Origin of the sequence: Dactylosporangium sp. CA-152071 (genome assembly GCF_050936335.1) — a bacterium.
GTDB lineage: Bacteria > Actinomycetota > Actinomycetes > Mycobacteriales > Micromonosporaceae > Dactylosporangium > Dactylosporangium maewongense.
Map to the genome: position 1 here is coordinate 1,048,271 of NZ_JBNJMZ010000001.1, position 17,938 is coordinate 1,066,208.

Annotated in this window: 19 protein-coding genes and 2 pseudogenes; 7 read left to right on the plus strand and 14 right to left on the minus strand. The window is 71.2% G+C overall.

Features of this window, described 5'->3' with window-relative positions:
• Positions 1 to 27: 27 nt before the first annotated feature.
• Together ACQEVZ_RS04130 and ACQEVZ_RS04135 are read left to right on the plus strand one after the other, a co-directional pair.
• Entirely contained in the window at positions 28 to 996 is a 969-nt protein-coding gene (locus ACQEVZ_RS04130; RefSeq protein ID WP_344510802.1) for a DMT family transporter, read from the plus strand.
• Between the two features lie 205 nt (positions 997 to 1,201).
• Entirely contained in the window at positions 1,202 to 1,876 is a 675-nt protein-coding gene (locus ACQEVZ_RS04135; RefSeq protein ID WP_433361509.1) for a sulfatase/phosphatase domain-containing protein, read from the plus strand.
• Positions 1,877 to 2,107: 231 nt separating this feature from the next.
• Here the strand turns inward: ACQEVZ_RS04135 and ACQEVZ_RS04140 are convergent, their stop codons facing one another.
• The gene (locus ACQEVZ_RS04140; protein WP_354905593.1) at positions 2,108 to 2,593 is read right to left on the minus strand and encodes a hypothetical protein; all 486 of its coding nucleotides are present in this window, start codon (positions 2,591 to 2,593) and stop codon (positions 2,108 to 2,110) included.
• Positions 2,594 to 3,019: 426 nt separating this feature from the next.
• On the opposite strand from ACQEVZ_RS04140, the gene ACQEVZ_RS04145 reads away from it, so the two are divergent.
• Both ACQEVZ_RS04145 and ACQEVZ_RS04150 read left to right on the plus strand, forming a co-directional pair.
• Positions 3,020 to 5,026 (plus strand): hypothetical protein, encoded by a 2,007-nt coding sequence (locus tag ACQEVZ_RS04145; RefSeq protein ID WP_433361512.1) that lies wholly within the window; start codon positions 3,020 to 3,022, stop codon positions 5,024 to 5,026.
• Entirely contained in the window at positions 5,007 to 5,906 is a 900-nt protein-coding gene (locus ACQEVZ_RS04150; protein WP_433361515.1) for a hypothetical protein, read from the plus strand. Before ACQEVZ_RS04145 ends, ACQEVZ_RS04150 begins: the two co-directional genes overlap by 20 nt.
• Positions 5,907 to 5,957: 51 nt before the next feature.
• Here ACQEVZ_RS04150 and ACQEVZ_RS04155 read toward each other — a convergent pair whose 3' ends face one another.
• Positions 5,958 to 6,212 carry an ROK family protein gene (locus ACQEVZ_RS04155; RefSeq protein ID WP_344511118.1) on the minus strand — a complete coding sequence of 85 codons (255 nt, stop codon included), beginning with the start codon at positions 6,210 to 6,212 and terminating at the stop codon, positions 5,958 to 5,960.
• A gap of 7 nt (positions 6,213 to 6,219) precedes the next feature.
• Here ACQEVZ_RS04155 and ACQEVZ_RS04160 point away from each other — a divergent pair.
• Positions 6,220 to 6,387: pseudogene (locus ACQEVZ_RS04160) on the plus strand (ISL3 family transposase); the annotation flags it as partial.
• 72 nt (positions 6,388 to 6,459) lie between these two features.
• Complete coding sequence (locus ACQEVZ_RS04165) at positions 6,460 to 6,594, plus strand: hypothetical protein (RefSeq protein WP_354894683.1); 135 nt, start codon at positions 6,460 to 6,462, stop codon at positions 6,592 to 6,594.
• Between the two features lie 437 nt (positions 6,595 to 7,031).
• On the opposite strand, the pseudogene ACQEVZ_RS04170 reads toward ACQEVZ_RS04165, so the two are convergent.
• The 11 genes and pseudogenes from ACQEVZ_RS04170 to ACQEVZ_RS04220 form a co-directional block, all read right to left on the minus strand.
• Positions 7,032 to 7,472: pseudogene (locus ACQEVZ_RS04170) on the minus strand (acyl-CoA dehydrogenase family protein); the annotation flags it as partial.
• Between the two features lies 1 nt (position 7,473).
• Positions 7,474 to 8,724, minus strand: a complete 1,251-nt coding sequence (locus ACQEVZ_RS04175; RefSeq protein ID WP_354895164.1) for an acyl-CoA dehydrogenase family protein — start codon at positions 8,722 to 8,724, stop codon at positions 7,474 to 7,476.
• 29 nt (positions 8,725 to 8,753) lie between these two features.
• Entirely contained in the window at positions 8,754 to 9,728 is a 975-nt protein-coding gene (locus ACQEVZ_RS04180; RefSeq protein WP_344510812.1) for an NADPH:quinone oxidoreductase family protein, read from the minus strand.
• A gap of 12 nt (positions 9,729 to 9,740) precedes the next feature.
• Positions 9,741 to 10,529 (minus strand): enoyl-CoA hydratase family protein, encoded by a 789-nt coding sequence (locus ACQEVZ_RS04185; protein ID WP_344510814.1) that lies wholly within the window; start codon positions 10,527 to 10,529, stop codon positions 9,741 to 9,743.
• A 132-nt stretch (positions 10,530 to 10,661) separates the two neighbouring features.
• Positions 10,662 to 11,117: a MaoC/PaaZ C-terminal domain-containing protein gene (locus ACQEVZ_RS04190; RefSeq protein ID WP_344510816.1), complete on the minus strand. Its 456-nt coding sequence runs from the start codon at positions 11,115 to 11,117 to the stop codon at positions 10,662 to 10,664.
• A complete protein-coding gene (locus tag ACQEVZ_RS04195) occupies positions 11,114 to 11,587 on the minus strand; it encodes an FAS1-like dehydratase domain-containing protein (RefSeq protein ID WP_344510818.1) in 474 nt (157 codons plus the stop codon). Before ACQEVZ_RS04195 ends, ACQEVZ_RS04190 begins: the two co-directional genes overlap by 4 nt.
• A gap of 60 nt (positions 11,588 to 11,647) precedes the next feature.
• Positions 11,648 to 12,442: an SDR family oxidoreductase gene (locus tag ACQEVZ_RS04200; RefSeq protein WP_344510820.1), complete on the minus strand. Its 795-nt coding sequence runs from the start codon at positions 12,440 to 12,442 to the stop codon at positions 11,648 to 11,650.
• Positions 12,435 to 13,310 (minus strand): SDR family NAD(P)-dependent oxidoreductase, encoded by an 876-nt coding sequence (locus ACQEVZ_RS04205; protein ID WP_344510822.1) that lies wholly within the window; start codon positions 13,308 to 13,310, stop codon positions 12,435 to 12,437. The genes ACQEVZ_RS04200 and ACQEVZ_RS04205 overlap by 8 nt, the downstream gene beginning before the upstream one ends.
• Before the next feature lie 2 nt (positions 13,311 to 13,312).
• Positions 13,313 to 14,422, minus strand: a complete 1,110-nt coding sequence (locus ACQEVZ_RS04210) for an NAD(P)H-dependent flavin oxidoreductase (RefSeq protein WP_344510824.1) — start codon at positions 14,420 to 14,422, stop codon at positions 13,313 to 13,315.
• Entirely contained in the window at positions 14,419 to 15,246 is an 828-nt protein-coding gene (locus ACQEVZ_RS04215) for a CoA-transferase subunit beta (protein WP_344510826.1), read from the minus strand. The genes ACQEVZ_RS04210 and ACQEVZ_RS04215 overlap by 4 nt, the downstream gene beginning before the upstream one ends.
• A complete protein-coding gene (locus ACQEVZ_RS04220) occupies positions 15,243 to 16,103 on the minus strand; it encodes a CoA transferase subunit A (RefSeq protein ID WP_344510829.1) in 861 nt (286 codons plus the stop codon). Before ACQEVZ_RS04220 ends, ACQEVZ_RS04215 begins: the two co-directional genes overlap by 4 nt.
• Before the next feature lie 174 nt (positions 16,104 to 16,277).
• On the opposite strand from ACQEVZ_RS04220, the gene ACQEVZ_RS04225 reads away from it, so the two are divergent.
• The gene (locus tag ACQEVZ_RS04225; protein ID WP_344510831.1) at positions 16,278 to 17,039 is read left to right on the plus strand and encodes an enoyl-CoA hydratase-related protein; all 762 of its coding nucleotides are present in this window, start codon (positions 16,278 to 16,280) and stop codon (positions 17,037 to 17,039) included.
• Positions 17,040 to 17,043: 4 nt separating this feature from the next.
• Here the strand turns inward: ACQEVZ_RS04225 and ACQEVZ_RS04230 are convergent, their stop codons facing one another.
• On the minus strand, positions 17,044 to 17,859 hold the full coding sequence (locus ACQEVZ_RS04230; protein ID WP_344510833.1) for a sugar phosphate isomerase/epimerase family protein: 816 nt from the start codon (positions 17,857 to 17,859) through the stop codon (positions 17,044 to 17,046).
• Between the last annotated feature and the right edge of the window lie 79 nt (positions 17,860 to 17,938).

Sequence of the window (17,938 nt, forward strand, 5' to 3'; positions counted from 1 at the left end):
GATGTGGCGCGGACGCATGATCCGTCCATGCGCAACGTCCGCTGGCTGCCCTCATTCCTAGCGCTCTCCCTGATCTGGGGGTCTAGTTTCCTGTTCATCAAGGTCGCGGTCACCGCCGGCGTCGAGCCGGTGTGGCTCGCGTTCTGGCGCTGCGCCTTCGGAGCCATGGCCCTGGCGGTGTGCTGCCTGGTCCTGCGGGCGCCCCTGTCCCGGGACCCTGTCGTGTGGGGCCATGCCTTCGTCGTCGCCGCGCTGCTCAATGCCGTGCCGTTCGCTCTGTTCGCGTACGGGCAGACGCAGATCACCACCGTGCTCGCCGGCGTGTTCAACGCCACGACCCCGCTGACGACGTTCGTCTTCGCGCTGGTCCTGGTCCCCGCGGAGCGGCCGACCGCCCGCCGCATGGTCGGCCTGGTCGCGGCGTTTGCGGGAGTGCTCGTCGTGCTCGGCGTCTGGGACGGGCTCGCCGGGGCACCGCTGCTCGGCACGCTCGCCTGCCTCGGCGGGACCCTCTGCTACGGCGCCGGGTTCGCGTACACGCGCCGATTCCTCTCCGGCCGGGCGGAGTCGGCAGCAACGCTGTCGGTGATGCAGATCGGCACCGCGACACTCCAGCTGGCGCTGGTAGCCCCGCTCGTCGGCGGCGCGCCCAGCTGGCCCGGCCCGCAGGCGGCCCTCGGGCTCGTGACGCTGGGGGCGGTCGGCACCGGCGTCGCCTACATCCTGAACCTGCGCATCATCCAGGCCGCCGGCCCGACCGTGGCGGCGTCCGTCACATATCTCGTCCCGCTATGGTCGACGCTGTTCGGCGCGGTCCTGCTCGGCGAGCCGGTCGGGCCCACGACACTCGCGGGCGCGGCCCTGGTGATCGGCGGCGCGATGCTGACGGCCGCACGGAGGGACACCCCATCCACGGTCGGCGCCGACCAGGAGGCCCCTCCTCACCACGTGCCACCTCCGACGCCCGCTCCCGCCACGTCCCCCGCACAGCCGTGACGGGTGCTGCTTCAGCAGTGTCGGTGATCTGCTCGATGGCGTCGATCTGTTCGATCAGGGTGGTCAGCGCGGCCAGGGCGGCCAGGTAGGCGCGGTCCGCCGACCGGGGAACGGGCCGTTCGATATCGAGGGGTGTCAGCAGATCGGCGATCACCGTGTTCTCGCCGCGTTTGCCGGGGACCTGGCGTTGGCCCAGGACCACCCCGTGGTCGTGAGTGACCGCTGCGACGAGGAACACCTGCCCGGCCGGGGTGCGGGTGCCGTGCAACAGCTTCCCGTCGATCGCGGCGGCGGGCAGCAACCCAGCCGGGGCCGGGTGGGTCACCGCTCGCGTGGCGGCGCGGCGTTGCTCACGCTCGACCGGCACGCGGCTGATCTACCCCTTGTGGAAGGCAAGCAGACCGCGTTCGACCACGACGTCGTCGTGCCGCTGGTGATCGCCGGCCCCAGCGTCCCTGCCGGCACGAGCCGCCCCCAGATCGTGCAGAACATCGACCTTGCCCCCACGTTCCAGCGCATCGGAGACGCGCCCGTCGCAGGCGACGTCAACGGCCGCAGCCTTCTCACCCTGCTCACCGGCGGACAGACCGCACCGCGGCGCACCGGCTCGCTCATTGAGCACCACGGCCCAGGCACCAGCGTCGACGACCCTGACGTGCAGGATGCCCGCAACGGCATGCCGACCACCTATGAGGCGCTGCGCACGGCGACCTACACCTACATCGAATACGACAACGGCGAGCGGCCGGACTTGTACGGATCCGCCATTCGTGATCATGGTGGAGTTGTGCGGGCGGGATCCGAATCCCACCTGTCCGAGACCGTAGGTCGTGCGCTCGAACGCGGTCCCCGGCACGGTTGGGGTCGTCGCCCTCACTGAACGGAGCAAGCAGCCGCGCTGGTGGGGAGGCGGTGAACCTGCCGCCCTTGAACGCCAGCCAGCGCACCAGTTGTAGGCAGTCCTCGTCACTGAGCACGGGATCTTCGCCGACCTCGGGTACCTCGAAGGCGCCGCACCGGGCCGCAACCGCCACACCGAAGGCACCGCCCCATGAGGGCGGTGCCGAAAGATTCGGACCGCCGGCCACCTTCGGGATCTGGGCCAACGGCGTCAACGGCTCGGCAGGGTCATCGAGGCTGAGCGCGACGAGACGTTTTCGTCATCATCCCCGGAGGCTCGGCGACGATACGGCGAGCACGCCTCGGCGACAGCACGTCGGCCCCGCTCTCCGTCGGCGTCAGGAACAGGGTCATCGGCCACCTGCTTAACCGAGCGGGCCCGTACTTCGTGCTCGGCAGGCTGGCCGTCCCGCAGCAACGGAACTTCGCCGGGCGTGACACGCTCACGCTGGCCGACCGTGGTGGTGAGCAGAACGACGTAGTCCGGGTCGTAGGTACGCGCGGCCTGCAGCAGCGCTGGCGCTACTTCACCTTGCACATGCGGTATGAGGAGGAATCCTCGCCCGCCCCACAGGTGGGTCGCCGCGTGAATGGCCAGCTGCGCCCAGTAGTGCCACGCGCCGCCTCCATCGAAGACGATGGCGACGCGGGGTGCGGAAAGCCCGATCTGGGCAACGATCGGCGCGGGTGTGGGCATCCTGAACACCCTAAAAGACAGTGATCTACCGGCGTGCCGAGGCGGGCCGGACGACCCGAGCCGCCGCGGCGGTGGGAGATGCTGAGCCGGCTGGTCCGGCGCTGGTTCTGCGCTGGTCGGCCATTGGTCGGCCGTCGACTTCCAGGCACGACGAGCGCCGGGCGCCTGCGACAACCCCGCTCGTCGTGAGAATGATTCGTGTCTACAGTCCGACAGCTGCGTTCCCGCTCCCGTCTGATCGGTACATGATCGGCGCCGCGGCGACCGGCAGCGGCCGCTTGTCCCGGCCCACCGGGACGGTGGTCCCTTACCGCTCGGGACAGGCGCGTGGTGTCCTGCTCGGGCCAGGCCGGATGCCGTCGCCCCGGCCGAACCGGCCGGTGCCTGGCCCGGGAAGCGTCGTGAGACCGTTGGTGAGGAAGTTCTTTGAGACGTAGCTCAACCGGCTGGCGTTGGCTGGCCCTGGCCGTCGTCGCGACACTGGCGGCGAGTGGCTGCACCGACGACAGCGACCGCGACGACACAGCCGCACGCGGCGCCGTCGACCGCAAGTCCGTCGCCGCCGCCGCTGCCGGCCTGCCCGCCGAGCCGGCGGCCGCGGCGGAGCAGCTCGTCGCGACGATCACCAGCGACCTGGCCGGCGCCCCGGCCGCCACCGCCGAGCTGCTGCGGCGCTCGGGGTTCGCGATCGTGTCCGCGAAAGGGCCGGTCGTCGCCGCCCCGGACGAGGTGACGCTGCTGGACGCGCCGATCTACGCCGAGCTGGTCCCGCTGCTCGCCGAGGCGACGCGGGAGGGCGACAGGTACACGCCGGAGCAGTTCTCGGCGCTGCTGGTGGCCGTCGGGCTGACCGACAAGGCGCCGACCTTCGCGCAGCTCGCCACGGCGATCGGCGGCTGGGGCAAGCAGCCCGGCGACGGCGCGGTGTTCACGACCGCGGGCGCCGCCGTGCGCGCCCTCGCCGCCCAGCACCGCCAGGTGATCCATCCCGCCGCCGACCCGGCCGAGGTGTGGTTCGACCCGTTGCAGACGATCCTCCTGCTCAGCCACGCGACGAGTCGGTTCGCGCTGGTAGCCAAGGGTGCCAAGAACGGCGCGGCCGCGCCCGCGCCCGGCCTGTTCGACCGGCTGGTCGGCGGCGGCGTGGCCCACGCGGAGGACCCGAAGGGCGCGTGCGGCGAGTTCGCGGCCCTGTTCGCCGCCCCGGACGACCCGGTCATCAAGGCCAACAGCGACTTCCTGAAAGGGGAGCTCAAGGACCGGCTGGCCGGCGCGATTCTCGGCGAGGGCGCGAAGGAGATCTTCGACAAGGCCAACGAGGCGTGGGGCAAGGCCGGCGCCACGGCCAGCGCGATCATGCTGATGCTCGGCACCCGCATCGACCTCACCGCCGACAAGTCCGCGACGCACTTCAAGCACGCCCCGGGCAGCCGCGGCGAGCATGTGACGCTGACCGCCACCGCGATCTTCGACATCAAGGTCGCCCTGGAGAAGCTCGAATGCTACGCGCTCGCCGGCGTCGAGATGCCGAAGGCCGGGCCGATGGAGGGCCTGACGGTCCGCTGGTCCAGCCAGCAGCCGCAGGTCGGTACCATCCAGAAGGGCGGCGGCCAGCTCTTGCAGGCGGTGGCCGCGGACAGCGCCAAGATGACCCGTGGCGAGAAGACCGGCAAGGACGGCAAGTCCACCCTGGAGGTCAAGCCGCCGGTCGAGGACCCGCCGGGCGAGGGGCCGGAGCTGCGCGGCAAGGCGACGTTCATCGCGGCGCTGGACAAGGAGAGCTTCCCGTTCGAGCTCGGCGACACCTACGGCCTGCTCGGCAACCCGGTCGGCTACGGCATCGGCAAGACCTTCGACCTGCTCCGCGACGTCCTGGTCAAGGCCGGGCTGCCGAGCCAGACGATCACGATCGCGGTCACCTACCACGGCTCGGACATCCTCGTCGCCAAGGGCAGCAACTCCGTGAACCTGATCCTCGCGTCGATTCCCAAGGTGTACGTCGACCTGGTGAGCTGCACCGGCCTGGCCGGGCCGTTCAAGGGCAAGGGCGGCTACAGCGGGGTCGAGTACAGCGAGTTCGAGCAGCTCGCCGGCGCCGTCGCCGGGATTCCCGTCCCGAAGAGCATCGGCGGCCAGGAGAACTCGAACCTCAGCGTCCTGACCAACGACCGGTCCGGCCCCAACCCGTTCTTCATCATGACCGGCGAGGGCGGCAAGCAGTTCCTGGACGGGGTCCTCGACCTCAACCCGGACCGCTACCTGAACACCCGCGCCGAGATCCTCGACGACTGGCGGGTCGGCCGCCCGGTCGGCGAGGTGGAGATCCTCCTGGCCGGCAACTCTTTCCCGCTCAGCGACCTCACCTGGCCCGTCCTGCGGGTCACCGAGGACCCGCGCTGCCCGAAGGTGACGTATGAGTACGACAACCTCTGACCACCGCCGCCGGGTGTTCACCGGACTGCTCGCCACGGTCCTCGCCGGGGGCCTCGCCGCGTGCACCTCGGACCACAAGCCCGCGCCGCGGCCGACGACCGGGGCGGGCGCGAACCCGCCGGGGGCCGCGCTGCCGGCCGGCTTCGCCGGTCTCTACGTCACCCCCGAGGTGATCGCGGTACCGCTGCCCGGCGACGGGCTGCGCATGGTCACGGCGCAGCGGTGCGACCGCCTCGTGGACATGCTGGGCGCCGGCGAGTGGTACGTCGCCGACGAACTGCGCTACCCCAAGGAAGCGGCGGCCTCCCAGGAGGTCTTCAGCGGTCTCGGCCTGATGCCCGCCCTCCTGCTGCGGCGCGGCGACCGGCGGGTGTTCGCCACGATCGAGGGCGCCACGGACTGCACGGCGACCCTCACCACCCTGCCGGCGCAGGAGATCACGGTCAGCGGTGCCGGGATGCCCGGCACCCGCCCGGGCTGGGCGGCCACCACCCGGTGCTACCGCAGCGGCGGCGACCTCAGCGTGTCGTTCTACTTCGACACGGACGCACACGTCGGCGCCATCGGCACCGTCACCATCGCCGCCGACGGCAGCGTCTCCGACGAGGACCTGAGCATCACCGTCGTCCAGCACACCGGCGCCCTCATGAACACCCTGTCCGGCCTCGACTGGTCCGCCCCGAAACCGAAGAAAGGGGTGACCCTCAGCGAACTGACGGCGGAGGACGTCGACGGCGCGAAGGCGTCGATGACCGGCCCGGCCGAGCGGCCCGCGGGCACACTGACCCTGCCGGCCCTCAGCGACGACGCGGGCAAGCTGGGCGAGGTCAGCATCACCGTGCCGTTCGCCTGCGCGGAGGTCGGTACCCTCGGCGCCTGACGCGTGCTGTCTCACGGGCGTGGCCGGCTCCGCCGGCCACGCCCGTCGCGGTCAGGCCTGCATCGCGAGCGGGATCGAGCCGAGCAGCGCGGCGTCCTGCGCGAAGTCGGACAGGACCACCTCGGGCGGGTACGGCAGCGCGTGGGAGAGCCTGTCGATCAGCAGCTCGCGCACCAGGTCGTCGCGGGCGACACCGCCGACGAGCACGATGCGCTGAGGGTCGAGCAGCAGGCAGCACGTGACGACGTGGCGGGCCAGGTCACCGACCCGGGCGACCAGCGCGTCGCGCACCAGCCCGGGCGACACCGCGGCCGCCGCAGGCCTGCAACGGGACCTTGCTGCGGTAACGGCCGGGCTGAGCCTGCCCTGGAGCTCCGGCGCGGTCGAAGGCCAGGTCAACCGCGTGAAGATGCTCAAAAGACAGATGTACGGCCGAGCCAAATTCGACCTGCTGAGGCGGCGCATCCTCCAACCCAACTGACCGGCAGTCCCGACCGCCCCGCCACGCTTCGCGTGACAGAACCGAATTAGGTGATCGTCCACAACCAGAGGCTTGTCGTCCGTATTTGAGGGTGCAGGAGTCCGGGTCACGCTCACCACCGCCCGTTCGCATGACGTCGATTCGAGCGTGCCAGCCTTTCTGACAGTGGCGCGCTTGGCCGTCCGAGCTGCCATCGAACGCCGATGAAGGAGCTGAGGTTCGCTGCTCACGGCCATCGGGTACTGCGCATAGCCAGTCCAACGTCTCGTCGAGGTCGAGGGTGGCCCGGTAGTGGCTGGCACAGTCGAAGCGGGTGGCCAGGCCGCGCCAGTGTTTGCGCCGGCAGATCGCTGGGACCTTGCCGAAATGCCTCGACGGCATTCCGACACTCGAGCAATTTTCGAGCGACTCAGGTCCACAGTGGACATTTAATTGAGGAGTTTCCGCAGCTCAGGCGCGTCAAGCAGCATTGAACTACACGCTGCCTGAGGATTAAAGACCTTGTTGAGGCTCGAACGCGCACCGACCTGGCGACCCTCGACGATGTCGGTGACCTGCGCGAGCGTGAACTGCTGGTGGGCGTGCGCCTGCATCCACGAGCGTGCCACACGGTCGCGGAGCAGATCGGTCGCCGACCCGGCCTGCTCGTCGCGCACCGCCCGGGATCGGATCCCCGCCAGGTCGCTGCCCGCGCCTGGCTCCGACCAGCCCTGGGCCCACAGGTCCTGCACCGCCGCCATCCGCGGCAGCAGCTCGTCCTGCTACTGCTTGGTGCCGAACTCGAAGATCGTCGGGGCCAGCAGGAAGATGCCGTTCTGCGTCACCCGCTGCGGCGCACCGGCCCGGTAGTACTCCTCCTCGAAGATGAGCCACTGCCATATCGACGCCTCGCGGCCGCCGTACTCCTTGGGCCACGACACGACCGACCACCGGTCCGCGTGCAGCGCCCGCTCCCACGCCAGGTGCGCGGCGAAGCCCTCCGCGGTGTCCCCCGAGGGCAGCGGCTGCCGCGGCACGTTCGCCGCCAGCCAGTTCCGGGCCTCCGCCCGGAACTGCTCGTCCTGCGCCGACCAGGTCAGGTCCATCTCAGCCCTGCCCCGCCTCGGCGGCGCCCGCTGGCGCCGTGTCACGGTAGCAGCGTAGTTGCGTGCGGGCCACCGTGCGCAGGTGCACCTCATCCGGGCCGTCGGCGATGCCGAGGATCCGGGCGCTGGCCCACATCCGGGCGATCGGGAAGTCGTCGGTGACCCCGCCGCCGCCATGTGCCTGGATCGAACGGTCCAGCACGTTGCGGGCGACCCGCGGCGCGACGACCTTGATCGCGGCGATCTCGGTCGCGGCGTCCTTGGCCCCGCCCCGATCAATGAGCCACGCCGTCTTCAGCACGAGCAGGCGGGCCTGCTCGATCTCCATGCGGGACTCGGCGATCCAATTGCGGATCACGCCCTGCTCGGAGAGCGGGCCGCCGAACGCCTCGCGGGCCATCGTCCGGCGCACCATGAGCTCGAGGCCCCGCTCGGCCATGCCGAGGCAGCGCATCGCGTGGTGGATGCGGCCCGGGCCGAGGCGGGCCTGGGCGATCGCGAAACCGTCGCCCTCAGCGCCGAGCAGGCTCGTCACCGGCACCCGCACGTCGTCGAACCGGATCTCGCAGTGACCGTGCTGGTCGTGGTAGCCGAAGATCGGCAGCGAGCGCACGATCGTCACCCCGGGGGTGGCGACCGGCACGAGCACCATGGACTGCTGCCGGTAGACGGCCGTCTCCGGGTCCGTCTTGCCCATCAGCACGAGGATGTCGCAGCGCGGGTCCGCCGCGCCGGTCGTCCACCACTTGCGTCCGTTGATGACGTACTCGTCTCCGTCGCGCACGATCGAGGTGGAGATGTTCCGTGCGTCGGAGGAGGCCACGTCCGGCTCGGTCATCGCAAAGCCGGAGCGCATCGTGCCCTCGAGCAGCGGTGTGAGCCACTGCTGCTTCTGCTCGGGCGTGCCGAACATGTGCAGCAGCTCCATATTGCCCGTGTCCGGCGCGGCACAGTTGAGCGCCTCGGGGGCGAGGTAGGGCGAGCGTCCGGTCTCCTCGGCGAGGTATGCGTACTCGACGTTCGTGAGGCCCGACAGATCAGGCAGGAAGAGGTTCCACAGACCTAGCCTGCGCGCCGTGTCCTTCAGTGCTTCGACGACCGGCGGCAGGACGTGGGACACGCCCCCGTTCACGCGGGCCGCGGCACCGAGCTCGGCGGCGTACACCTTCTCGGCTGGGTAGACATGCTCGGCCATGAACGTGCGCAACGTCGCGAGCAACTCGCTCGAGCGCGGGCCGGGGCCGAGGTCCATCTGGGTCAGGTCGGTCGCGTCAGCCACCGTCACTCCTTGCCTGAGTTCACGCGGAGGGCGATCTTGCCGCGAGCGCCACGGTTCATCACCGTGGCGAGCGCGCGGGCAGCCTCCTCGAGCGGGAAGACTTCGCTGACGTGTGGCCTCAGCCGGCCAGCGGCGACCCACTCGAGCAGCGTCGTCATGTTCGCGGCGTTCGCCTCCGGGTTGCGCTTGGCCCAGGCGCCCCAAAGGACCCCCAGCACCGCGCCCTCGGTGAGCAACAGCCGGTTGAACTTGACCTGCGGGATCTCGCCCGCCGCGTAGCCGACGGTGAGGAACCTCCCAGCCCACGAGAGGGTACGCAGCGCCGCGGTGGCGGCGTCGCCACCGACGGGGTCGTAGACGACGTCGGCACCGGCGCCGCTGGTCAGCTCGCGCACCATCGCCGTCATGTCGTCGTAGCCGATGGCGTGGTCGGCCCCGTGCGCCAGGCACAGCTCACGCTTGTCCTCGCTCGAGGCGGCCGCGATCACGGTCGCGCCGAGGGCCTTGCCGATCTGCACGGCGGTGAGGCCGACGCCGCCGGAGGCGCCGAGCACAAGCAGTGTCTCGCCGGTTGCGAGGCCGGCCCGGTCGACGAGCCCGTGATAGGACGTGCCGTAGACAACGGGGATCGTGCTTGCCTCGACGAGGTCGATGCCCTCGGGCAACCGGTGGACCATACGGGCGTCGACGAGCGCCTGCGCGGCGTAGCCGCCGATGCCACAGAAGCCGATGACGCGGGTGCCGACGGGCGGGCCGGTCACCCCGTCGCCGAGCGCCGCGACCGTGCCGGCGACCTCACAGCCGGGCACGAACGGCAGCTCCGGCTTGGTCTGGTAGGTGCCGGCGACGATAAGGCCGTCGGGAAAGTTCACCCCGGCGCCGACGACGTCGACGAGCACCTGCCCGGGGCCGGGCTGCGGCTGCGGCCCGTCCGTCACCGTGAGCACCTCGGGATCCCCGAGCTTACGGACCACCATCGAACGCACGGCTCAGCCCTCGCTGCCCGAGCGCGCCGCCTTGTCGGTGCCGGCGAACTCGTCGCGGATCCGGTCGGCGACCCCGGTGAGGTTCAGCTCGAACGTGAAGCCCTGCTCGAAGCGGTAGCTGCGGTTGACGTCCCACAGGTCGATGCCGTTGAGCGAGGCCTTCGCGGCCCGGATGACGGTGGGGTTCTTCGCGGCGATCTGGGTCGCGACCGCGAGCGCCGCCTCGCGCAACTGCTCGCGGGGTACGGTGCTGTGGACCGTGCCGTACGCGTGCAACTCCTGGGCGGTGGCCGTGGCCGAGGTGTAGACCATGGCGCGCATCCGGTGTTGCGGCACTATCCGGGACAGGTGGGTCGCGGCACCGAGGGCGCCGCGGTCGACCTCGGGCAGGCCGAAGGTGGCGTCGTCGGAGGCGACGATGACATCGGAGTTGCCGACCAGCCCGATGCCGCCCCCGAGGCAGAAGCCGTTGACGGCGGTGACGACCGGGACGGGGCACTCGTAGACGGCCTTGAACGCGGCGTAACAGCCGCGGTTGGCGCCGAGCAGCGCGGTGAATCCGTCGGTGTGCTGCATCTCCTTGATGTCGACGCCGGCGTTGAAGCCGCGGCCCTCGGCGCGCAGCACGACGACCCGCACCGACTCGTCGGCGCCGGCGGCGTCGAGGGCGGAGGCGAGTGCGAACCAGCCGGCCACGGGCAGCGCGTTCACCGGTGGGTTGTCCACGACGATCTCGGCGATGCCGTCGGTGTGGATGGTCGTCGTCACGGACGGGTGGGTGGTGGGGGTCATCCCTGCTCCTCGGTAGTCCCGGGCTGCTCGCTGGTCTCGGGTGTCGCGCCCGCGAAGGGTGGCGTCAATGCCTAGGGCGGCCTGTTGCACAAGGGGGCCCGCCGCAGCCGGCCATCCCTGATGGAAAAGGTCCTAGGGCAGCACGAACGTCGCCCATACGGTGACGGCCGTGTCGCCGGTCTGACGCCGGCAGGTCAGCTCGACGTCGACGCGGCCCTCACGACCGTCCTCGCCGTCGAGCACGTAGGTGCGCAGTGGAGCACCCTCGAGCGTGAGGGTGTCGCCCGGCCACACCTGGGCCAGGAACCGGATGCGGAAGTCCCGCACGTTGGGGCCGCCGAGCCAGTCGGTGGCGAAGGTGCCGAGCAGGCTCGCCTGCCACATGCCCACCGAGAAGGGGCTCGGGAACCCGGCGGCCGTGGCGAAGACCTCGTCGTGGTGGATCGGGTTCATGTCGCCCGAGGCGCCCTGGTAGCGGACGAAGTCGGTGCGGGTCACCGGGCCGTAGGTGCGCGCCGGAGGGGTCGCCGGGACGGGCAGGCCGGCCTCGGGCGGGCCGGGCCGGGCGGTGGAGGTCGTGTCGCTCACGCGGAGGCTCCGTCCTGTGTCGTGCCCTCGGTGTCCGGCGGGCGGGCCGTCTCGACACCGGTGAGCTTGGCCTGGGCGACGAGACGCCCGGTCTCGTCGCGGAAGTCGGTGTACATCACGGCGAAGGTCATCTCACCGCCGCGGCGACCCACCTTGGTGTAGATCTCGCCGATGCGCGACTGGCAGGTGAGCCTGGTCCCGGCGCGAGGCGGCTCGCCGAAGAAGGTGTACTGCTGCTCGGCGTGCAGGCCGCGCTGCTGGTCGAGGTCAACCGCGGACCACGGGTTGGAGTCCTCGTCCTGCCAGAAGAAGGTCGTCGTGAGGAACGTCGGCTGCACGACCGGGTGCTCCTCCTGCAGGTAGGCCGCGTCGGCCGCCCCGGTGGCAAGCGCGAATTCGCGGATCTTGCCGCGCTCGACGTCGAGCCGGAAGGGGGCGCCGGTGACGCCCTGCGCGTCGGGATTGGCCACGACGAGCTCCTTTCGCTGGTCAGGTGCGCGCTGGCGGCACCGCCGGCGCGCGCCGGGTCGTCACGGGTGCTGGCTCGAGACGGACACGACCTCGCCGGTCATGTACGACGAGTAGTCACTGGCGAGGAAGACGATGACGTTGGCGATCTCCCACGGCGTCGCCGCCCGGCCGAAGGCCTCCTGGGCCGAGAGCTGGGCGAGCAGCTCGTCACTGGTCACCTTGGCCAGGTGGGCGTGCATCGCGATGCTCGGGGACACCGCGTTGACCCGGATGCCGTGCTCGGCGACGTCGAGGGCCGAGCACCGGGTCAGCGCCATGACGCCGGCCTTCGCCGCGGCATAGTGCGCCTGCCCCTTCTGCGCGCGCCAGCCGATGACGGATGCGTTGTTGACGATGACCCCCTTGCCCGCCGGGATCATGTGCCGCAGCACCGACCGGGTCGCCTTGAACGTCGAGGTCAGGGTCACCGACAGGACGGAGTCCCACTGCTCGTCGGTCATGTCCTGCACGGCCGCGGTGCCGCCGAGGCCGGCGTTGTTGACCAGCACGTCGATGCCGCCGAACTCGGCGGCGACGGTGTCCATGAGGTGGTCGAGCTGGGCCTGGTCGGTGACGTCGCAGGGCACCGCGAGCGGCCGGTGCCCGGTGAGACGCTCGATCTCGTCGGCCGACTCGGTGAGGCGGCGCTCGTGACGGTCGCTGACGGCGACCCGCGCGCCTTCCTCGGCGGCGCGGCGGGCCGTCGAGAAGCCGATGCCGGTGCCAGCCGCGGCGGTGACGAGCACCGAGCGCCCGGAGAGCAGCCTGTGGGCGGGGCCGGCCCAGTCGGCGGTGGTGTGACCGGTGTCAGCCACGGGTGGCCATCTCCTTTGCGATCTCCTCGACGCTCCAGCGGGCGCCCTTGTCGACGGTCCAGTCGTAGCTCCATGGCGCGAAACGGCGGATCTCGCCACCCTTGGCGTAGTACACCTCGCCGGTCACCGGCGCGGCGGCGGTGAGCAGCCAGGCGACGAGCGGGGAGACGTTGCCCGGGTGGTAGACGTCGAACGCGCCCGCGTCGGCCGGGGCGGCGACCATTTCCCCGATGCCGGGCAGGTCCTGGGTCATCCGGGTGCGCGCGACCGGGACGATCGCGTTGACGCGTACGCCGTAGCGGCCGATCTCCTGGGCGAGGATGACGGTGAGGGCAGCGATGGCGGCCTTGCCCGCGCCGTAGTTCGTCTGCCCGACGGCGCCGATGAGTCCTGAGGTCGAGGAGACGTTGACGATCGAGGCGACCGGCTGGTTGCCGGCCTTGGACTCGGTGCGCCAGTGGTCGGCGAACACCCGGCACGGCGCAAACGTCGAGCGCAGTTGCCCACGGATCACGGCGTCCCAGTCGTCCTCGCTCATGTTGACGAACATCCGGTCCCGCAGGATGCCGGCGTTGTTGACGAGGCCGTCGACGCGCCCGTAGGTGTCGCGGGCGAGCGCGAGCAGCTCGCGGGCGCCCTCGGTGGTGGAGACGTCCGCGGTGCTGGCCAGCACCTGCCCGCCGGCGGCCGTGATCTCGGCGGCGACGGCCTCGACGACCAAGGGGTCGCTGCCGGTGCCGTCGGCGGCGGCGCCGGTGTCGGCGACGACGACCGAGGCACCCTCGGCGGCGGCGAGCAGCGCGTGCTCACGGCCGAGGCCCCGGCCGGCGCCGGTGATGACGACGACCCGTCCCTGCAGTGCTCCCATGACTAGTCCTCCTCGTGTGCGGCCGGGATCGACGCGACCGGCGCGGGCGCGCCGAGCCGGTCAAGGATCTGGGTGGCCTGGCCGATGATGCGGTCGATGAGCTCGGCGACGCTCGGGACGTCGTCGATGAGCCCGACGACCTGGCCGGTGGCCATGACACCGACGTCGGTCCTGCCCTCGAGCAGGGCCGACCGGTAGAGCATCGGAGCGTTGGCCGCCATGACGACCTGGCTCCACGTCAGGTCGTGGGCCTTGCGCATGGCCAGGCCCTCCCGGACCATGTCGCCCCACGGCGCGCAGGACAGCTTCCGGAAGGCGAAGGCGTTGCGCACCGCCCGCAGCAGCCGGCCGGGAGCGGAGGTGCGCTCCAGCGCCTCGACCGTGCCGGCCCGCAGCACGCGCTGCGGCACGCCGTCGACCTGCAGGGTCAGGACGGTGTCATTGACCGTCTTGGACAGGTAGACGTCCTTGACCGACGGCTGGACCGGCGAGTCGCTGGTGAGCAGGAAGCGGGTGCCCATGGCGATGCCCTCGGCGCCGTACGCGAGCGCGGCAACGAGGCCGCGGCCGTCGAAGAAGCCACCAGCGCCGATGACCGGGATGTCGACGGCGTCGACGACCTGGGGCAGCAGCAGGCTGGTGGGCACGCCGCCGGTGTGGCCACCACCCTCACCGCCCTGCACGATGACGGCGTCGGCGCCCCACGCGGCGACCTTCTCGGCGTGGCGGCGCGCGCCGATCGACGGGACGACGACGAGGCCGGCGTCCTTGCACTTGGCGATGAGCTCCTGCTTGGGGGCGAGCGCGAAGGAGGCAACCTTGACTCCGGCCGAGATGAGCAGGTCGATGCGCTTGACGACGTCGGGCTGGTCGGCGCGGATGTTGACGCCGAACGGCGCATCCGTGCCGGCCTGGATCTGGCTGACGGCCACGACGAGCTCGTCGTAGGACAGCAGGCCCGCCGCAAGGATGCCCAGCCCGCCGGCGTTGGCCGTCGCGGTGGTCAGGCGTACGTCGGAGACGTAGCCCATGCCGGTCTGGACGATCGGATACCGCACCCCGAACAGGTCGGTCGCCCGGGTGCGCAACGTCGGATGCGATCCCTGGCTCATGTGCGGATCTCGCGGTCGCGCAGCGAGCGGGGGTCGATGACCTCGCGGATGAGGCGCAGCTCCTCAGCGCTCGGCTCGCGGGTGGCCGGGACCTCGTCCTCGACGTGCACGTCACAGCCGGTCGCCGCACGGAACTCCTCGAGCGTGACACCGGGGTGCAGGCTGAGCAGGCGCATCGCGCCGTCTGGGCCGCCGAAGTCGAGGACCGCGAGGTTGGTGACGACACGGCGCAGGTCGTGGTACGTGCTCGCGGCCGGGCCGGCGGCGCGGGCGTTGTCGGTGCCGACGCCGGAGACCATGTCGACGGTCGGGACGAAGACGCGCGTGGAGTGGTTGGGCACCCAGTAGCTGGTCGGGTGGTAGACGCTGTTGCCAGGGGCGCCGCGCACGCCGATCAGCTGGGCCTTGGGCTTGGCGTAGTCGCCGATGGCCGAGATGTTGGTGTTGCCGTGCCCGTCGATCTGGCTCGGGATCATCATGACATGCCGCTTGCCGTGCCAGACGAGGTCGAAGATCGTGCGGAACGGGCTCCAGCCCTCGACGACGACACCCTCGGTGGCGTGCGGGTCCGCGCCGATCTGCCAGCTGCCGGAGACGAAGCGGGCCTCACCGTCGGTGAGCAGCAGGTCGGGGGCGACGGTGAGCCGGGCGAGGCGGACGCCGATGGCCGGGATCGTGCCGAAGGCACTGGCGATGAACTCACCGTCGCCGGCGAACGCCTCCGCCACGGCGACCGCGCAGTACTCGGCGCGAGTCACCGGCGCGCCGGCAGCGGCGGCGCTGCTCGCGGGCTGGTCTGCGGATTCGGTCACGGTGCTGCTCATGCGGCCTCCTCGGCTCGGGCGGTCACGGCCGCCTGGTAGTCATCCTCGGTACCGGACAGGTACCGCTTCTCGAAGGCGGCCCAGGCCTGCCGGTCGCCGGCGGCCTTGACGTACTCACGCTGGAAGGCCTCGTCGCGCTCGTAGTCGGGGGCGCAGGAGGTGAAGTGCGCGCCGTTGGGGGTCTCGACGACGCCGGTGACGAGCTGACGGTTGATCTTGATGGTCGCCGGGTGCACGGTGGCGCTGAGCTCGGCCGTGGGCACGATCCGCTCACAGGACATGAAGGCCTGTTCGGCGGCGAGGCAGTAGAGGTCGTCGAAGTACGGGTCGGGCCCGAGGAACTGACCGTTGCCCTGGGCGTCGGCGCGGTTCATGTGGACGAGTGCCACGTCGAGGCGCAGCGACGGCATGGCCACGAGCTGCTCGGTGCCGTAGGGGTCCTGGACGAGCTTGAGGGTCGGGTTCTGCTTCATCACGTCCGACCCGAGCCCGGCGCGGGTCGGCAGGAAGGGCAGGCGGATACCGGCGGCGTACAGCCCCCACTGGAGCATGCCCTCGTCGTACTCGGCGACCTCGACGGCGCCCTGCTGCCGCGCGGCGCGGAAGTGCGGGTCGAGGGCGATGCTGTCGAGCGAGACGAAGCCGAAGACGACCTTCTTGACCTTGCCTGCGGCGCAGAGCAGGCCGACGTCCGGCCCGCCGTAGCTGACGACGGTCAGATCCTTGAGGTCGGAGCGCAAGACCTCGCGGACGAGGGCCATGGGCTTGCGCCGCGAGCCCCACCCCCCGATGCCGACGGTCATCCCGGATTCGAGCCGCGAGACGACATCGCGGGTGGTCAGAGTCTTGTCGGCCATATGTCCCTCGTCGTTCCGTCTGTCGGGGCACTGCTCCAGCGCGGTGGCGAGCGGTGCGAGAGGTGAGTCACGTGCCGGACATCCGCAGTCGATACCGGCGAAGCAAGCGCTTGGTTGGTAGGTTAACAGCCGGCAGGAAAGGGTCAAGGCCCTGAGACGAAGGAGGATGCAACGATGGACACAGTCGTGTGCGAGCGCGTCGACGCGGTGGGTGTCATCAGGATCAACCGGCCACGGGTGCGCAACGCCCTCGACCCCGATACCCTCCTGGCGATGACCGACGCCCTGCTCGGGTACGACGCGGACCCGGGCGTGCGCACGGTCGTGCTGACCGGCACCGGCGAGCTGTCCTTCAGCGCCGGGATGGACCTGCGCGCCGCAACCGAGGGGCGCCTGGTCGACGTGGCCCGCTCCCCGCTGACGCTGCTGCGCGGCGGTTACCGCAAGCCGGTCATCGCCGCGGTGAACGGGCCCGCCGTCGGCGGTGGTTTCGAACTCGCCCTCGCCTGCGACCTCGTCGTCGCAGCCGAGCACGCCTACTTCGCACTACCCGAGGTGGGGCGCGGCATCGCCGCCTCCGAGGGCGGCACCGACCTGCCGCGTCGCCTGCCGCTCGCCGTCGCCCTTGAGATCGGGCTGACGGCCGAGCCGCTTCCGGCGGCCCGGGCCTATGAACTCGGCCTGGTCAACGCCGTGGTCCCCGCCGGCGAGGTCCTCCCGCGCGCGCTCACGCTCGGCGCCCGGATCGCGACCCACTCCCCAGCGGCGGTGCTGGCGACCAAGCGGCTCATGCACCTGAGCCTGGACACCCGCGAACACGACCTCGCCGCGGCCAACCGGATCGCGACCCTCGAGCTGCTCGCCGGCCCGGACGCCGCCGAAGGCGCGGCCGCGTTCGTCGCCAAGCGCCCGCCGCGGTGGGCGGACGTGCCCTGAACGTTCAGCGACGCGCCGCCGCGATCTGCTCGCGCATCCACGTGATCGAGCGGGTCACCGCCGGCTCGGCGCCCTCGGCCTCGATGGCCGGGCCGAGCAGCTCGACGTCGACGATGCCGAGGTAGCCGGCCCGCAGGACGGTTCCCAGCAGGTTCGCCATCGGCAGGTCAGCGTCCCCGGGCACCCACCGGTTCGGGAAGATCGAAGTGCCGACCCGGAAGTCGGACACCTGCAGGATCTCGATCTGCGCGACCCGCTCGCGGATCAGGTCGGTCAGGCCCCGCTCCTGCCAGCAGCAGTAGAGGTCGAGGCAGATGCCGATGCCGCAGAGGTCGGCCAGGGCGAAGGCGTCCCGCGCGGTGTGGGTGAAGCTGAGGTCGCACCTGACCGGCAGGGTGTTCTCCACGCCGAGGCGCACTCCGTGCTCGCGGGCGGTGGCCACGACCGGGGCGATCCGCTCGGCGAACCGGTCGGCCGCCTCCTCCCAGGTCAGGTGCGCCGACGTGCCCGACGTGAGGTAGACGAGGTCGGCCCCGAGCGTGCGGGCGTTGACGACGCCGGCCTGCAGCGCCGCGACCTGCTGCGCCCAGCCCGGCTCGTCGTCCGGGTGGGCGGTGAAGCCGTGGACGAGGTAGCCGAGCCGTACGTCGTGCTCGGCGAGCAGGTCCCCGAGGGCCGCCACGCCGAAGGCGGCGACCTTGCCGCACTGCAGGCCGACGAGGTCGGTGCCGGTGCGCCGGTACATCGCGATCTCCTCGGGCAGTGCCCAGGACATCGCGGCCATGCCGCTGACACAGGTCGGGTTGATCGTGGTGGACATCGGGCTCCTACCGGTTCGGGTGTCGGGCGTTCAGGTGTGGGGTCTGTCGAGGTGCACGGTACGCCAAAACCAACCAAGC

Bases quoted from the DNA above. Each gene is read 5' to 3' on its own strand.
- ACQEVZ_RS04130 (WP_344510802.1), top strand. From the start codon at position 28: ATGCGCAACGTCCGCTGGCTGCCCTCATTCCTAGCGCTCTCCCTGATC.
- ACQEVZ_RS04205 (WP_344510822.1), bottom strand. From the start codon at position 13,310: ATGGGAGCACTGCAGGGACGGGTCGTCGTCATCACCGGCGCCGGCCGG.
- ACQEVZ_RS04180 (WP_344510812.1), bottom strand. From the start codon at position 9,728: ATGGTGGTCCGTAAGCTCGGGGATCCCGAGGTGCTCACGGTGACGGAC.
- ACQEVZ_RS04150 (WP_433361515.1), top strand. From the start codon at position 5,007: ATGAGTACGACAACCTCTGACCACCGCCGCCGGGTGTTCACCGGACTG.
- ACQEVZ_RS04175 (WP_354895164.1), bottom strand. From the start codon at position 8,724: ATGGACCTCGGCCCCGGCCCGCGCTCGAGCGAGTTGCTCGCGACGTTG.
- ACQEVZ_RS04230 (WP_344510833.1), bottom strand. From the start codon at position 17,859: ATGTCCACCACGATCAACCCGACCTGTGTCAGCGGCATGGCCGCGATG.
- ACQEVZ_RS04185 (WP_344510814.1), bottom strand. From the start codon at position 10,529: ATGACCCCCACCACCCACCCGTCCGTGACGACGACCATCCACACCGAC.
- ACQEVZ_RS04225 (WP_344510831.1), top strand. From the start codon at position 16,278: ATGGACACAGTCGTGTGCGAGCGCGTCGACGCGGTGGGTGTCATCAGG.
- ACQEVZ_RS04220 (WP_344510829.1), bottom strand. From the start codon at position 16,103: ATGGCCGACAAGACTCTGACCACCCGCGATGTCGTCTCGCGGCTCGAA.
- ACQEVZ_RS04210 (WP_344510824.1), bottom strand. From the start codon at position 14,422: ATGAGCCAGGGATCGCATCCGACGTTGCGCACCCGGGCGACCGACCTG.
- ACQEVZ_RS04215 (WP_344510826.1), bottom strand. From the start codon at position 15,246: ATGAGCAGCACCGTGACCGAATCCGCAGACCAGCCCGCGAGCAGCGCC.
- ACQEVZ_RS04140 (WP_354905593.1), bottom strand. From the start codon at position 2,593: ATGCCCACACCCGCGCCGATCGTTGCCCAGATCGGGCTTTCCGCACCC.